Raw genomic sequence first — 16728 nt, forward strand, 5'->3', positions numbered from 1 at the left:
TATTTAGGGAGAATCTATCATTTTTAAAAAAGTTAGATTCTAGATTCTATATAGAATCTAGAATATCTATTTTACTTTAGGCACTATATCTGGGATTATGCCGTTTAAGAAAAAGGCAATAATGCAAGTCCAAATACCTATTAAGATGATAAAAGCTACGGAATATTTAAATGTAAATTTAAATAAGTCTGATTCCTTGCCTGCAAGTCCCACTGCAGCACAAGCTATAGCTATACTTTGAGGGCTTATCATCTTACCTACTACCCCACCTACTGAGTTTGCTGCTAAGAAAAGAGCTTCTTTTATACCAAGCTCATTAGCTGAAACTTTTTGCAATGTTCCAAAAAGCAAGTTTGCACTTGTATCAGATCCTGTTAAAAATACTCCTATCCAACCAATTACAGGACTAAAGAAAGCAAAAGCCGAGCCTGTTTCAGAAAAAGCTTTACCTAAAGTGCCGCTCATACCTGAATTTTTAGAAATAAATGCAAAGGCAACTACAAGCCCTATAGTAATACAAGGCATTGCCATTTCTTTTAGAGTATCTCCTAGAGCTTCTTCAGCTACACTTGATTTGATCCTTAAAAAAGCTATAGTTAAAAAAGCAGCTACTAAGATAGCTGTTCCAGCTTGAAAAGCAATGAAGTTTATACCTAAGTTTAAGCCCACTGCCTTACCATCTGGATCGATTATGCCTCCTGTAAGACTATTAAATGCCATAGTTACTTGAGTGTAGTTAAGCACACCAATTTGATTATAACCTATTGTAGCCTTAGTTGCTTCATCAATGATAGGTTTAATAGTAAAGAATAAACTTTCAGCTGGCAAGCTTGTGATATTTTCATTAAACATTTGAGTTTTGATTTCAAATACAGCTTTAAACCAAGGTTGAGTCCAAATGACTATACAAATAATAAGCAAGATAAATGGAAGCCAAGCTTTAAATACTTTGCCAAATTCAAGTCGCTCGTGATTTGAAAAATCTTTTAAATCATCAAGTCTAAAGATATTTTCAGGTGACCAGAATTTTAAAAAGATAGTGGTGCAAGCAAGTGAAACTACAGCTGAAACGATATCAGGAAGCTCTGCTCCAAGGTAGTTTGAGCTTATAAACTGCGTAGTAGTAAAGCTTATAGCTGCTACTAAAATAGCTGGAAAAGTTTCTTTTACACCTTTAAAGCCATCCATCAAAAATACAATAAAAAATGGAATTGTTAAACTAAGTGGCACAAGCATACGACCAACCATCGCGGAAACTGCATGTTGCTCAACGCCAACTAAATTTGCCATAGCAATGATAGGAATCCCAACCGCACCAAAAGCAACAGGTGCAGTATTTGCTATCAAACAAAGTCCAGCTGCATAAAGTGGCTTTAGTCCAAGACCCACAAGTAATGCTGCAGTGATAGCCACAGGACCACCAAAACCAATAGCTCCTTCCAAGAATGAACCAAAACAAAATCCTATCAAAATTACTTGGATTCTATGATCTGGAGTGATTGTCATAACGCTTTGTTTTATCACCTCAAAAGAACCGCTTTTAACTGAAAGCTTATAAAGAAATATAGCTGCAATGATAATCCAAGCAATAGGCCACATACCTTGAGCAAAACCTTGCACAAAACTTGCACCAATAAGCGAAAAAGGCATATCATAAGTAAAAAATGCTATCAAAGTTGCTACTATAACGGTGATAAAACCTGCCTGGTAACCTTTGAGCTTAAAAACAAGCAAACAAAGTAAAAAGCACAATATAGGTATAAAAGCCATAAATGCACTTAACCAGATACTACCCAATGGATCAAAATTTTGAATAAACATAAACAAACTCCTTCTAAAAACATATTCCAATGAATAGATGATTCTAAACTAAAAATTGAGTAATATTATGAAATATTAAAAAAAACATACTCAAGTATCTATTTTTTGGTAACATTTTTTATAAAAAGGAATAAAATGAATAAAATTAAAGCTGGAGATAAAGCACCTATATTTAATGCTAAAAATCAGGATAATAAGGATATATCATTATATAGCTTTGGAAATAAAACTATTATTTTATATTTTTATCCAAAGGATATGACAAAGGGTTGCACGATTGAAAATAAAGAATTTAGTGAATTGATAAAAGAATTTGATATACTAGATGCGGTAATCATAGGTATTAGTCCAGATAGCATAGAATCTCATAAAAAATTTATTACAAAAGAAAATCTAAAACAAATGCTAATTAGCGATAGCACAAAAGAAATTGCGAATTCATATGGAGTATGGGTAGAAAAAAGCATGTATGGAAGAAAATATATGGGCATATTGCGTTCAACCTTTATAATAAAAGATGGAATCATAAAAGAAGCATTTTATAATGTAAAATCAAGCGGACATGCAGAAAAGATTCTAAATATGCTTAAAAATTTTTGAGATTAATACAATGGAAAATACAGATATCCAAGAATTAACAGAATTTTTGATGGACTATGCAATCTCTATGCTATCTGTTGGGACTTATACTGCTAGAGTCATCAAATGCACAACAAGAATTGGCAAGGCTTTTGGATATGAAGTGCATATTTCTATCTTTTCAAGAAATATTACAATTAGTGTTTTTGCAAAGCAAGATTATTCACTGCAAAGAACCTATGTAAGAACATATAAAGAATCTGCCATAAACTTCAATAATATATCTTTATTAAGTGCTCTTAGCTGGCATGCATATGATGAGAAAGTAACGCTAAAACAAATAAAAAAACTATATGAAAAAATTATACACAAAAAGCATTATGGTTATTTTAGCACTTTAGCATTGACTTGCTTTGCGCATTCTGCGTTTTGTAAGCTATTTGGCGGGGATCTAGAATCAATGCCAATCGTATTTGTATCCACTTTTATAGGATTTAATTTAAAAAAGATTCTACTAATGATTAATGTTGATATTAGATTTGTTTTTGCACTTTGTGCATTTGCTGCTTCAATGACTGCATATATTGGCACAACTATAATAGCTAGCAAAACTCCTGATGTAGCCATAGGTACAAGTGTATTATTTTTGATACCAGGAGTTTATCTAATCAATTCTGTAATAGATATATTAGATGGACATTATCTAATTGGAATCTCAAGGGCAGTAAGCACATTTATTATTATATGCTGTATTGCGATTGGACTTTATATCACACTTAGCATTACTGGCATTAGAATGGAGTATTAAATGGAGATTTTAATATCTGTGCTTATTGATGGTGGATTTGCCGCTATTGCTGGGCTTGGTTTTGCTTTTGGTTGTAATCCTCCTATAAAAACATTATTTCTATCTGCGTTACTTGCATCAATAGCTCATGCTAGTAGATTCTACCTTTTGCATCATATTGGAATTGCAAGTGCAACTTTTATAGCTGCATTTTTTATTGGATTGCTAGGATTAATATTTGCAAAAAAAACAAAATGTCCTATGGAGATTATTACATTCCCTGCACTTTTGCCTATGATACCAGGAATGTATGCGTATAGGACTATATTATCTATTGCATCTTTTGGAAATGAAGATAACTTAGAAATACAATATAAACTGCTTATAGAAATAACAAACAATCTAATGACTACTATTTCTGTAGCATTTGCACTTGCTGTTGGAATCTCAATCACACTTATTATATTTCATGAACAAAGCTTAATGATGACTAGAAAAAGTTTCAGAAAAGAGAGTTTAGAAAAGTAGTTATAGATATAAAATATATCTATAAACTTATAAAAGGGGAGAGTTTGTTATTATTGATTTAATTTCAAGCTCTCTAAAAATGTTGCTTCATCATCATCGTTATAATCAGCATTAGAATTAGAAGGTGTAGTTTCTTTTGATGTATCAACTTGTTTATTTTTTTTCACATCTTTTGTTTTTAATTCTGGATTGTATTTAATAACCCTGTTTCTTCCACTCTCTTTAGCTTTATATAAAGCTAAATCAGCTTGATTAATACACTCCCAAATATCTCTTGAGAAATCAGGCATAGCTGAAACACCTATACTAACAGATTTTGGGAATGTGATTTCTATCGTATCAGATTCGCTAGATGAATTTGCAGGACAACTTTTTGCAGAAATAAATAATGTTCTAATTTTTTCTGCAATCATTTGAGCATCTTTCATATCACAACCCTCTAAAATCACGACAAATTCTTCACCACCATATCTAAAAAGTCTATCATTAGCTCTAATTGCTTTCCTTATAGTATCTGTTAATAAGCGAATAGCTGCATCACCTATAGCATGCCCATATGTATCATTTACCTTTTTAAAATGATCGATATCAAGCATTAATACACCAAAATTTACATATTGTTTCAACTTAGCATCTACTAATAATGCATATTTTTCTAAATACAATCTATTATATGCCTTTGTTAGTGGATCAGTATATGATGCTTCTTCTATACTTTTTACAAGTATATTATTTCTAATAATTGGTCTTGCTTCACGAATATAATTGTAGATTCTAACAATAGAATTCTCTTTTTCTATCAGATCTTTTTTAGAATTAAATGCAATTGAGTAATAAAATACTATATCACTAGATATAAAGATTTTTAAGTCAATAACATTTAGCTGTTCAATTGATGTAGATATAAATATACATCCTTTTCCATCATCAAATAATATATTTGGATTAGCCACTTCAAAACGATTTTCTATGCTTTTTACATCCCCAACAACAATTTTACTCTCACCATTGCTATCGACCCTATATCCACTTACTATATTTCCATCTATAATTTCTGAAAAAATCAAATATTTATACTTAATATACCTTGATATTACATCTTGAATCTCTCTACAAACTTCTGAATTATGCCTTGCTGCTTCTATTTTATTTTTGAATAAAAATAAATTTGTTATCTCTGCTATTAATCCTGCGATTCTAAGTAATGGGTTGTTGCTATATGAGCTCTTTTTATAAACAAAAATAGATGCTATTTTTGCATCAATTGATGTAATACTTTTATCCAATACTTCTAATAATTTATTAGCTGCTTTTGTAGCTTCACCAAAAATACCTATACCTTGACTTTTTATTCTAATTGCAAAATTTCCATCAGTGGCACTTTGAACTGCTGCTTTCATGTTATATACAAGTCTTGTAAATGAATTAATGCTAAATAACATTACAAACATCAAGATAAGTGATGCAACGCCTATTATCACTAATAACTCTATTTTCATAGAATTATATATAGCAAATATTGCATCATACATTATAAAAGATGTGCTGACAATTCCTGCAAGATCTCCAACTTTTAATCCACTATGACATTCCAAACAAGTATCAGAAGCTATAATAGGGGCGGACACTCTTATTTGATATTGATTAGTGCCATCTATTTTGGCAATCGATGATTCGATAGATTTTGTTAGATTTACCTTTCTTTCTATAAGATCTCTTAGAGAATCTCTTTTTCTTCCTAGCCCATCACTTATTGCATCGCTTCTATAATACCAAAGATCTTTAAACCCTGCTTGACTTCTTAGAATATCATATACAAAAATATCATGAGAAGGCGCATTATACATAATATTGCTACTTGGCTTAAAAGCAAACCTTATTGTGCTAGATAATTGCGATGAAAGCGCATTAATATATTGATTTTTAACATATGAATCTAGCTTGTATAATAAAAAAAAGCTAAACGCACTCAATATAATTGCAGATAATATAAAAACTTTTAATCTAGTAAAAAACACTTTATTTCCCCTTACTCTACTGTTACACTTTTTGCTAAATTTCTAGGCATATCTACATCATTTCCAAGCCTTATTGCAATTTCAAGTGCTAGAATCTGTAATACAATCATCATAGCAAAAAATTCTTCCATGTAGCTATCAAATTTATCAATAAATACCATATCATCAGCAACTTCATCATATTCTTGAGCAATAATGCAAATTGTAGCATCTCTAGCACTAAGCTCTTGTGTATTATTTTTAATTTTATCATACAATAAATGCTTTGGCATTAAGCTAACACAAAATAATTCACTATCAGCTAATGCTATTGGTCCATGTTTCATCTCGCCACCTGGATATCCCTCTGCATGCAAATAACTAATCTCTTTTAACTTCAATGCACCTTCTAATGCTAATGGATAAAATATATCTCTACCAATAAAAAAGAATCCATGACCATGTAAATATCTTTTGGATAATTTTTTCAGCTTATCGTGCATAAAAGAACTAACTTTTGTTGCTTCTAATGAATTTCGAATATTATCAACTTGTATCTTAATTTTTTCATTTGAAATAGTTTTTTTATGTTGTGCCATATAGATTCCAAGCATCCAAAGAAGTATCACTTGTGATGAAAAAGCCTTAGTAGATGCGACACCTTTTTCTACGCCTGCTCTAGTTAATAAATAATATTTTGCCTCTCTAACAATAGAACTACTATCTACATTGCATATAGCTAATGTTTTTAAACCACTTTTATTTGCTAATTTTAATGCCTCTAATGTATCTGCTGTCTCTCCACTTTGAGAAATAACAATAAATAGAGAATCTTTTTCTAAAATTGGCTCTGCATATCTAAACTCACTAGCAATAAAAACATCTGTTTTAATTTTTGCTTCTCGTTCATAAAGATATTTTGCGCTAAGTCCAGCATGATGACTCGTGCCACAAGCACAAATCACAACTCTATTGATACCATCTATAAAATCAAATGGAATCTCTAAATTGATACTATCATCTAAGATTCTACCTCTTATTGTATCTTGCAATATTTTATGTTGTTCATAAATTTCTTTTTCCATAAAATATCTATATCCATCTTTTTGTGAAGATATTTTCTCCCCACTCATAGGCTGAATATTTTTTAAATTATCAAATGAATTAATATCCATATACCCTACATCACCATCTTCTAAATAGCAGATTCTATCTACAATGCCAATAAGTGGAGTTGATGAACTTGCAAAATAAATCTCACTTCCATTTGAACCAATCAATAATGGCGAGCCATTTTTGGCATAAAATATTTTATCTGGCACGCTTTTTGTTATCAACAAAATTGCATATGAGCCAATCAAAGTATCAATAGTATGTTTGAATGCTATTAGATGATTTGAATAAATGCTTAAATTTTCTTCAAAAAGATGGACTATTACTTCTGTATCAGTTTGGCTTAAAAATTTTTTTCCTATGCTCTCAAGCTGTTTTTTAACCTCCAAAAAATTCTCAATAATTCCATTATGGACAACACTGCTTACTTCGCCATAATGTGGATGTGCATTTATTTCTGTTGCTTTACCATGCGTCGCCCATCTTGTATGTCCTATCGCAACTCCAAAGCCATTTGATTGAAAATCTTTGCATTTCATTTCAAGATTTGTTAGCTTACCTGTAGTTTTAAATGTGGATAATGTATCATTACTAAGAATAGAGATTCCAGCACTATCATATCCTCTATATTCAAGCTCTCTTAAGCCATCTAATACAACTTCTTTTTTTTCTTTATCACCTATATAGCCGATTATCCCGCACATTAAACTTCCTTTTCTTTTAAAAAATAGTGCTTGTTTTGGTATTATGATTTTAATATTTTATCTAAAACGAAGTATTATAAAATCAAAATATAATTTACAATTTAATTCTTGTTACATCAATAAGATATTATCATAACTATTTATAAAGATCTTGGGCAATTATTATGAGATATATTTTAGTTTATGTTTTATTTATTACTCTATCGCTAGCAAATGATACAACAAATAGCAATTCACAAATAAAAAATCAAACAAATACAGAATCTAGCAAAGATAATTATATAAATTATGAATTTCCAAGATATGATGATATAAATATTGCAAATAGTATATTACATAGATTATCTATACATAATGAAAATTATTTTATGCCACTCTATTATTCAATAAGCGATATAAGAAAACCATATAAACCATATGAAGTAAAAATGCAAATAAGTGCAAAAGTAAATTTATTTGATGATATTTTATTTGGGATTGGATTGTTTTTTGCATATACTCAAATTTCATTTTTTCAAATGTATTCTGGAGAAATCTCTGCACCTTTTAGAGATAGTGATTATATGCCCGAGCTAACATTTTATAGAGCACTAGATTGGAAATTATTTGGCGGGGAGTTCTATAATATTAGATTTGGATATTTGCATAGATCAAATGGTGAAGAAATGTTTAATAGATCAAGAGGTATTGATAGAATCGTCACTGAATTAATGTATAGAAATGGAAATTTTAGAGCAAATATAAAAGGCTGGTTTTATGTAGGATATGATCCTACAAATATTAGAAGGTATGTAGGATATAGTGATTTAAAACTTGGATATATATTTTTAGAAAGAAATCATATTTATCTAACAATACATAATCTATTTCATAATTATAAAAATTATAAAGGCTCTTTACTCTTTGAATATAAATTTAACTTCAATATAATTAGCCTGTATTTACAATATTTTCAAGGATATGGCGATAATATATATCAATACAATATAAAATCAAAAAATATTGGCATAGGAGTGTCAATCAAACAATAATTTATGTTGAATTTTTATACATTCATCTTGAACAAAATAAATATTATAGGGCTTAGTTAAATATTCTACCTCATCGCTAATGATGCCTATTTGAAACCATAATGCCTTTAGATTCTTGGCATATTTTATATTATCTATAATTTCTTTTGCCACATTTAGTGCCTCTTTGCTTTTTCTAAAAACAACCACAATATCTATATCATTTTCTTTCAAAGCATCACTTATGCTTCTATACACTTTAGAATCTAAAATATAATCCTTATCTGGATATATTGGGATTATTTTATATCCATTATTTTTTAGATAGTTAGCAACTATATTGCTATCTTTTGTAGGATTTGGACTTAAGCCAACTATCGCAATGACATGAGAATCTTGCAAAATATCTTTTATCATAAAAACTCCTTATAATTCCATCTCATATAGCCGTTTTCTCTCGCCTGAACTTGCTATATTTAGCTGTTTTCTATATTTTGTAATAGTTCTTCTTACCATTTTAATTTTATATTTATCCTCTACTAATTCTAGAATCTTTACATCACTAAGCGGAGATTTTTTGTTTTCACATTTAATACATTCTAAAATAAAATCTTTTATAGAAGTATTTGATGTATCATCTGTTATTGCTGCACTAAAAAAATTTTTTAGTGGATAGATTCCGCGATTGCATTCTAAATATTTATTTGAAATGGCTCGTGAAATTGTGCTTGGATTGTGTCCTAACTCTAATGCAATATCTTTTAATTTTAAAGGTTTTATATCACCACCTATAAAAAAATCATATTGATATTCTAGGAGCATAAGCCCTATTTTTTTAATCGTGCTTTTTCGCATATTTAACGCATCTATCAAATCCCTTGCTTCTTTTAATTTTACTTTTATTGCAATATCTTTATTATCTTTTATTTTGCTATCTACTATTATTTCTGGATAATAATCATCATTTAGATTTACTTCAAAGCCATCTATCGTGCTATTTATAAAAATATCTGGGATGATACTTGAATCTGTAGGAAAATAATCTAATGCAGGAGGATTTTTTAGCTTTGAGATTAGATTCATAGCTTTATTGTAAAGTTTGTTATTAATATATTTTTTATGATTTTTTAAATCTCCAATAAGCCTAAATGCTAAATCATACAAATCTTTTGGCAAATCAAAATCATCTAGCTGAAAAATCATAGATTCTACTTCATTTATCGCACCAATACCCGGTGGATCAAGCTTGCTAAAACGATTTCTAATATTTTCTACAAAACTAGATTCCACACTATATTTACTTGAAATCTCATCTATATCTCCTTCAAAATATCCTTCATCACTTATAAAATCAATGATCTCAAATGCAATTTCTTGGCTTATTGGTGTAGGAAACAAAGGGGGTACAATCTGGGATTCTAATACTTCATATAAGCTTTTTTTATAGATACTCAAAGCCTCTATTTTATCACTCATATTAGAAAGCGCTCTATTGTGTCTAGGCTTTTTTATTATTGGCAGATTCTGTCTTATATTGCTTTGTATATCAACAAATGGATTTTCTGCTATAAACTCACCCAAAACTTCTTCTAATTCCGTGGTAGAACTCTGCAATATTGGAAACCAGCTCTTTAGCGTTGGGCTTAGTTTGGTTTTTAAGTTTTGGGATTGTTTTAGTTTCATACTTTAAAATTTTCGCCAAGATAGTGGATTCTAACTAATTCATTATCATATATTTCATCACTGCTTCCGCTTGCAAGCAAACTACCACTTTTGATGACATATGCCCTATCACAAACAGATAATGTCTCTCTAACATTATGGTCTGTAATAAGCACTCCTATATTTAATTCTATAAGTTTTTCTATGATATTTTGAATATCAAGGACAGCTATTGGATCAACTCCAGCAAATGGCTCATCAAGTAAAATAAATTTTGGATCTTTAATAAGTGCCCTTGCGATCTCAACTCTTCTTCGCTCTCCTCCGCTCAAAGATAATCCTTTTCGCCTTCTAATAGTAGTAATATTGAAAGCCTCAAGCATTTCTTCTATCCTCTGTGCTCTTGCTTTAGAATCTTTTATTGATACTTCTGCAGCAAATTCTAGATTCTCCTCAACACTCAAATCTCTAAAAATACTAGATTCTTGTGGCAAATATCCTATCCCTAGATTTGAACGCCTATGAAGTGATAATTTTGTAATATCCCTATCATTTAAAAACACATTTCCATTGCTTGGCACTAAAAGCCCGCAAATCATATAAAAAGTAGTTGTTTTACCTGCGCCATTTGGTCCAAGAAGTCCAACCACCTCAGCACTATTTACTTCTAGTGATACATCATTTACAATTTTTGTTTTTTTGATAGTTTTGCTTAAGTTTTTTGCCTTTAGAGTATCCATCTATATCCTTTAGCCAATCTCATAATTTCTTGTTTGTAGGTTTTTATCTATTTTTATAGTGATGATATTAGAAAATGCCTCTTGTAATATTTCTTTTAAATTATCATCTGCCCATTCAACAAAATGGATTCCATTATTTGATAGCAAATCTAAGATTCCAAGATTTAATAAATCACTCATTTCTCTATTATACAAATCATAATGAAATATTTTATCATCATACTCATGTAGTAAGCTAAATGTAGGTGATGTTACAATATCTTTTATATTGCAAAATTTTGCATATTCTTTTACTAAGCTAGTTTTACCCGCACCAATATCACCATATAATAAAAATATAATATGCTCTTTATCCTTAGATATTTCATCAATTTTAAAACAAATTTTTATCAAATTATTTAAATCTATATCACTAAATAGCATTTATTTCTCTTTATTATTTATAATTTTCTTATCAACAATCCCAAAAATATTTTCTATGTCTCTTATTATTTCTGGCTCTTTTGGTTTTTGCTCTTCTTTATTTTGCTTTGGGGTTACAATTTTTGTATTTTTACCAAAAACTTCATACACAAGCTCCACAATCACACTAAAAAACTGCCTTAATTTATTTTTTTCTTCGCCATCTGCTTTGCTATTCCAAGTAAGTATAGAATCTTTAAAATCAACAAATTCTATATTTTTTTTAAATAATTCTCCTAGTTCATAATTACGATTATAAATCTTATCTACTAATTGTTCAAATTGCGACTTTGGTGAAAGTAGATTTGTAGAATCTTTAATAGAATCTTTTGGATCTTTAATAGAATCTTGCACAGAATCTTTTATGGGATTTGAAGAATTATTAGAATCTGTATTGATATCATTTTTGATTGCTTCATTATTAAAGCTAATAACTTCTCTTTCAATCTTTGCTATGATTTTATTTATCTCATCAATATTTAGAGCTTCTTTTAATTTTAATGTTGTCAAAAGCAAAACAAATGAAGATTCTGCATTTTGAAAAAGCATATTTTTAGCATCACCTAGAATCCTAAAAAATCTATCAATAACAATCAAGCTATATCTAGAATCCTTGCTTAACATTCTATATTTTAAAAATATAATCATCTCATCGATAATATTTTCTACTTCATAAGATTCAAACTCTTTTAGTATAGATTCTATCTTGGAATCATTTTTTGATAATATGGAGTTAAAAAAATCTTCTATCACACTTGGATTTAATGCACCAAGCATGCTTGATACGCTCTCTAATGTAACATTTTCTTTAGAAAATATGATAGATTGTTCAAGTAAAGTCAGTGCATCGCGCAAGCTTCCACCACAATTCCTAGATAATAAATCTATTGCTTCATCTTCAAATTTCACATTTTCTAAGCCCAAGATTCTCTTTAGATGCGTAGAAATGCTATTTTGTGGAATCTTTTTAAATCTAAAATGCTGCGTCCTGCTTAAAATAGTTGGTGGCAATTTCAACGGATCGGTTGTAGCAAGTATAAATTTTACATATTCTGGTGGCTCTTCAAGTGTTTTTAAAAGTGCATTAAAAGCTTCTTTTGTAAGCATATGAACTTCATCAATAATAAAAATCTTAAATCTAGAATATGCAGGTTTATATTGAATTTGTTCTATTAAGTCTTTTATATCATCAATTGACCTAGATGATGCCGCATCCATTTCAATAATATCCATATGTGTATTATTTAATGAACTTTTGCAAGAGGGGCATTCTCCACAAGGCACGCTTGTTGGAAATTTTTCACATTCTAGCGCTCTAGCAAAGATTCTAGCACTTGATGTTTTACCACTTCCCCTAAGCCCAGAAAATAAATATGCATGTGAAACTTTGTTTAAATCAAGTGCTAGTGATAAAGTTTGTGAAATAGAATCTTGACCTATCAAATCACTAAATTTTAATGGACGATATTTAAGTGATAATGCTTTTGACATTTTTACCCTTTAGGTTTTATGGATTTTTAATTTTAAGCTTTTTAAGCTTTATTTACGCTATTTTTTTAATATAATCATAAACTATTTAATCTTACTAAAAGGAAATAGATATGCCTGTTGCAACTACAAATAAAATGACAGGTGCCAAAATGGTTATGGAGGCATTTAAAGAAGAAAGGGTTGAGGTTGTTTTTGGTTACCCTGGGGGAGCTGTATTATTTATTTATGATGAAATATATAAGCAAAATTATTTTAACCATATTTTAACAAGACATGAACAAGCCGCATTGCACGCTGCCGATGGATATGCAAGAGCTAGCGGAAAAGTCGGCGTAGCAATCATTACAAGCGGACCAGGATTTACAAATGCAGTAACAGGAATAGCAACAGCTTATACAGATTCTGTGCCACTTGTAGTTATTAGCGGACAAGTGCCAATTACTCAAATCGGCACAGACGCATTTCAAGAAATTGATGCTGTTGGCATCTCTCGTCCATGCACAAAACATAATTATCTTGTAAAAAATATAAAAGAACTACCTAGAATCTTAAAAGAAGCATTTTATATTGCAAGAAGTGGGCGTCCTGGTCCTGTGCTAATTGACTTGCCAAAAGATATTAGTGCGACTTTAGGAGAGTTTGATTATCCAAAAGATATTAGGCTAGTTACTTATAAACCCACTATGAAAGGCAATGCAAGGCAGATTACAAAGCTAAAAGATGCAATAAATGATTCAAAAAAACCTCTATTTTATATAGGTGGCGGTGCAGTAATTTCAAATGCTTATAGCGAGATTAGAGAATTAATAAAGCTGACAAACATACCTGCCATAGAAACATTAATGGCTAGGGGTATATGCGGTGATACAAATCCTTTATTTTTTGGTATGGCTGGAATGCATGGCAGTTATGCCTCAAATATGGCTATTAGTGAGTGCGATTTATTAATATCACTTGGAGCTAGATTTGATGATAGAATCACAGGAAAACTAAGTGAATTTGCAAAAAACGCAAAAATAGCACATATTGATATAGATCCAAGCTCTATTAGTAAGATTGTTAATGCAAATTATCCAATAGTTGGCGATTTAAAAAATGTTATTAAAGAACTGCTAAATATTTTAGGAGATTATGATAAAACAAAAACAAAAAAATGGCTAGAAACTTTAGAATCCTATAAGAAAAAACACCATTTTTGCTATCAAGATTCAGATAAGATACTAAAACCTCAATGGGTTATTGAAAAAATAGCACAGATGACAGATGCAAATGCAATCATCTCTACAGATGTCGGGCAACATCAAATGTGGGTGGCACAATTTTATAAATTTATGCAACCAAGAGAGTTTCTAACAAGTGGTGGGCTTGGGACTATGGGATTTGGACTTCCAGCTGCAATTGGCGCAAAAATCGCACAAAAGAAAAAATATTCAATTAATATTTCAGGCGATGGCTCTATTATGATGAATATTCAAGAGCTAATAACTTGCATTCAAAGTGGGATTCCAGTCATAAATGTTATATTAAACAATAATTATTTAGGCATGGTTAGGCAGTGGCAAACATTTTTCTATGAAAAGAGATATTCAAATGTAGATCTTACATGCCAACCAAATTTTGTGAAATTAGTAGAATCTTTTGGTGGAATAGGCTTTGAGGTAAAAACAAAAAAAGAATTTGAAAAAGCACTAAAAGAAGCAATGAATAGCAACAAAGTATCTTTACTTGATGTAAAAATCGATAGAATGGAATCTGTATTTCCTATGGTGCCAAGTGGTGGAGCAATATATAATATGATGTTAAATTAATGGGGTTAATTATGAAAAAACGAAGAATTATATCTGTAACTGTTCTTAATGAACATAGTGTTTTATCTCGTATTTCAGGATTGTTTGCAGGTAGAGGATATAATATAGAATCTCTAACGGTTGCTCCCTTGCAAAATAGTGAATTATCAAGAATTACAATAGTTACAAGCGGTGATGAAAAAGTATTTGAACAAATAGTAAAACAACTACACAAGCTAATACCAGTTTTAAGTGTTATTGAAGATGAAGACTTGATCGAAAAAGAAACAATTCTTGCAAAAATACCTATAGATCAATCAATTAGCGATATTGATGCATTATGTAAAGCATACAATGGAGGTATAGCAAATGCAAATGATAAATACATCATACTAACAATTACAGATAATCCAAATCGCATTGATTGCTTTATCAAAGCAATAAAACAATTTAAACCAAAAGAAATAATAAGAAGCGGGGTAATAGCAATTGAACAACATTAAATCTAAAGAGGTTTTAAATGAGATTGTATGAAATATTAGAAAAACTAAATATAGATTCAAATGAAATAAAAGATTTTGATGTCTTATCTTTGATGCCCCCACAATATGCAACAAAAAATGATATAAGCTATATAAATGATGATAAATATATTTCATCTATAAAGCAGTGCAAAGCTGGAGTGATATTTGTAGATATAAAACACAAAGATAAGAATCTTGGTGAAAATATCATCTTTGTCAAAAATCCATATTTAGTATTTGCAAATATAACTCATTTTTTTCAATCTAATCAAATTAAAAACTTAGAATCCTGCAAAAAAGAATATAGTGATACAAAAATCTATGGTGGTGCGTTTATCGGAGAAAATGTCCAAATTGGGAAAAATTGCATCATCATGCCAAATGCTGTAATTTGTGATAATGTCAAAATTGGCAATAATGTCAAAATCTATCCAAATGTAACAATCTATAAAGATTGCATAATTGGTAATAATGTCAATATTCATGCAGGAAGTGTAATAGGTTCTGATGGTTTTGGATATGCACATACTAGTGATGGAGAGCATATAAAAATAGAGCATTTAGGAAATGTGATCATAGAAGATGATGTAGAAATTGGTGCAAATACTACAATAGACAGGGCTGTATTAAATAGCACGATAATAAAAAAAGGTGCAAAAATAGATAATCTAGTCCAAATAGGACATAATTGTGTGATAGGCGAATATACGATTTTAGTATCACAAGTTGGTTTTGCAGGAAGCACTACAACAGGAAGAAATGTAGTTTGTGGCGGTCAAGTAGGTACAGGTGGGCATATTCATATTGGAGATTTTGTCCAAGTTGCAGGCAGAGGTGCTGTATCAAAAAATCTACCACCAAATACAAAATGGGGTGGGCACCCGATAATGGAACTAAAAACATGGCAAAAACTACAAGTAAAAATAAGGAATCTATTAAAATAATCTTATTTAAACAGATTCAATAAATCACCTTTTACATCACTATAATCATTAATATTATTTGCCTCATCATCTTGCTCGCTTAAAGATTTACTTATTTGAGATTGAAGCATATTTAACTCATTTATTTTAGTAATACAATATTCATAAATATCATCATTTAGATAATTAAGCGGACTAGAGACATCAAGGCTAAATTGCTTCCCATTTATGGCACAAGATAATTCCACATCAAATAATTCAATGCCCATAAATTTTGCATTATCGACTAAATGTTTGATACTTGATAGATAATTGTTTCTTTCTGTCTGTAAATTTAATGTATCAGATTCTGTGCTTAATAAATCATCAATCCATTGAATCTTTTCAAATATATCTTTAATCTTAGTTAGGTTTAGGCTTATAGTTTGAATTGCACCAACAAATTCATTGATACCCTTCATTGTTTCGCCAAAATTATAGATTTGATTTTTTGTAATATTGCAATCAACTTCTTTTATGCCACATAAATGCTTTTTAAATGTAGCTAATATATCATTATCATTCATTTTTTGCTCCATTATTTTGCCCTAATTCAAGCAT

Annotated in this window: 16 protein-coding genes; 7 read left to right on the plus strand and 9 right to left on the minus strand. The window is 30.0% G+C overall.

Annotation, left to right across the window (positions count from 1 at the left end; translation table 11 throughout):
- Window positions 1-66 precede the first annotated feature (66 nt).
- On the minus strand, window positions 67-1821 hold the full coding sequence (locus CQA42_RS03640; RefSeq protein WP_115583338.1) for an L-lactate permease: 1755 nt from the start codon (window positions 1819-1821) through the stop codon (window positions 67-69).
- A 135-nt stretch (window positions 1822-1956) separates the two neighbouring features.
- Here CQA42_RS03640 and bcp point away from each other — a divergent pair, with 135 nt between their 5' ends.
- From bcp to CQA42_RS03655, 3 genes are read left to right on the plus strand one after another with little or no spacing between them, the layout of a single operon-like run.
- The gene (bcp, locus tag CQA42_RS03645; protein WP_115583339.1) at window positions 1957-2421 is read left to right on the plus strand and encodes a thioredoxin-dependent thiol peroxidase; all 465 of its coding nucleotides are present in this window, start codon (window positions 1957-1959) and stop codon (window positions 2419-2421) included.
- A 10-nt stretch (window positions 2422-2431) separates the two neighbouring features.
- Complete coding sequence (locus CQA42_RS03650) at window positions 2432-3208, plus strand: threonine/serine exporter ThrE family protein (protein ID WP_115583340.1); 777 nt, start codon at window positions 2432-2434, stop codon at window positions 3206-3208.
- Window positions 3209-3715 carry a threonine/serine exporter family protein gene (locus tag CQA42_RS03655; protein WP_115583341.1) on the plus strand — a complete coding sequence of 169 codons (507 nt, stop codon included), beginning with the start codon at window positions 3209-3211 and terminating at the stop codon, window positions 3713-3715.
- A 50-nt stretch (window positions 3716-3765) separates the two neighbouring features.
- Here the strand turns inward: CQA42_RS03655 and CQA42_RS03660 are convergent, their stop codons facing one another.
- Together CQA42_RS03660 and glmS are read right to left on the minus strand one after the other, a co-directional pair.
- The gene (locus CQA42_RS03660; RefSeq protein WP_115583342.1) at window positions 3766-5733 is read right to left on the minus strand and encodes a diguanylate cyclase; all 1968 of its coding nucleotides are present in this window, start codon (window positions 5731-5733) and stop codon (window positions 3766-3768) included.
- Window positions 5734-5744: 11 nt separating this feature from the next.
- Complete coding sequence (gene glmS, locus CQA42_RS03665) at window positions 5745-7529, minus strand: glutamine--fructose-6-phosphate transaminase (isomerizing) (RefSeq protein WP_115583343.1); 1785 nt, start codon at window positions 7527-7529, stop codon at window positions 5745-5747.
- A 164-nt stretch (window positions 7530-7693) separates the two neighbouring features.
- Between glmS and CQA42_RS03670 the strand changes: the two genes are divergently transcribed.
- Complete coding sequence (locus CQA42_RS03670) at window positions 7694-8560, plus strand: phospholipase A (protein ID WP_115583344.1); 867 nt, start codon at window positions 7694-7696, stop codon at window positions 8558-8560.
- Here CQA42_RS03670 and CQA42_RS03675 read toward each other — a convergent pair.
- The 5 genes from CQA42_RS03675 to CQA42_RS03695 are packed head-to-tail and all read right to left on the minus strand — an operon-like array spanning window position 8546 to window position 12894.
- On the minus strand, window positions 8546-8956 hold the full coding sequence (locus tag CQA42_RS03675; RefSeq protein WP_115583345.1) for a CoA-binding protein: 411 nt from the start codon (window positions 8954-8956) through the stop codon (window positions 8546-8548). The genes CQA42_RS03670 and CQA42_RS03675 overlap by 15 nt on opposite strands.
- A 9-nt stretch (window positions 8957-8965) precedes the next feature.
- Window positions 8966-10222: an RNA polymerase factor sigma-54 gene (locus tag CQA42_RS03680; RefSeq protein WP_115583346.1), complete on the minus strand. Its 1257-nt coding sequence runs from the start codon at window positions 10220-10222 to the stop codon at window positions 8966-8968.
- The gene (lptB, locus tag CQA42_RS03685; protein ID WP_115583347.1) at window positions 10219-10941 is read right to left on the minus strand and encodes an LPS export ABC transporter ATP-binding protein; all 723 of its coding nucleotides are present in this window, start codon (window positions 10939-10941) and stop codon (window positions 10219-10221) included. The genes CQA42_RS03680 and lptB overlap by 4 nt, the downstream gene beginning before the upstream one ends.
- Window positions 10942-10950: 9 nt before the next feature.
- Entirely contained in the window at window positions 10951-11364 is a 414-nt protein-coding gene (gene tsaE, locus CQA42_RS03690) for a tRNA (adenosine(37)-N6)-threonylcarbamoyltransferase complex ATPase subunit type 1 TsaE (RefSeq protein ID WP_115583348.1), read from the minus strand.
- Entirely contained in the window at window positions 11365-12894 is a 1530-nt protein-coding gene (locus tag CQA42_RS03695) for a DNA polymerase III subunit gamma/tau (protein ID WP_115583349.1), read from the minus strand.
- Between the two features lie 110 nt (window positions 12895-13004).
- Here CQA42_RS03695 and CQA42_RS03700 point away from each other — a divergent pair, with 110 nt between their 5' ends.
- Genes CQA42_RS03700 through lpxD form a run of 3 tightly spaced genes read left to right on the plus strand, consistent with a single transcriptional unit; the run spans window position 13005 to window position 16149 of the window.
- A complete protein-coding gene (locus CQA42_RS03700; RefSeq protein ID WP_258865553.1) occupies window positions 13005-14702 on the plus strand; it encodes an acetolactate synthase large subunit in 1698 nt (565 codons plus the stop codon).
- Between the two features lie 11 nt (window positions 14703-14713).
- A complete protein-coding gene (gene ilvN / locus CQA42_RS03705; RefSeq protein ID WP_115583350.1) occupies window positions 14714-15184 on the plus strand; it encodes an acetolactate synthase small subunit in 471 nt (156 codons plus the stop codon).
- A gap of 17 nt (window positions 15185-15201) precedes the next feature.
- Window positions 15202-16149 (plus strand): UDP-3-O-(3-hydroxymyristoyl)glucosamine N-acyltransferase, encoded by a 948-nt coding sequence (gene lpxD, locus CQA42_RS03710; RefSeq protein ID WP_115583351.1) that lies wholly within the window; start codon window positions 15202-15204, stop codon window positions 16147-16149.
- 2 nt (window positions 16150-16151) lie between these two features.
- On the opposite strand, the gene CQA42_RS03715 is transcribed toward lpxD, so the two are convergent.
- The gene (locus CQA42_RS03715; RefSeq protein ID WP_181881487.1) at window positions 16152-16694 is read right to left on the minus strand and encodes a flagellar FLiS export co-chaperone; all 543 of its coding nucleotides are present in this window, start codon (window positions 16692-16694) and stop codon (window positions 16152-16154) included.
- Window positions 16695-16728 lie beyond the last annotated feature (34 nt).

This window comes from Helicobacter sp. MIT 99-5507, assembly GCF_003364295.1.
Lineage (GTDB): Bacteria > Campylobacterota > Campylobacteria > Campylobacterales > Helicobacteraceae > NHYM01.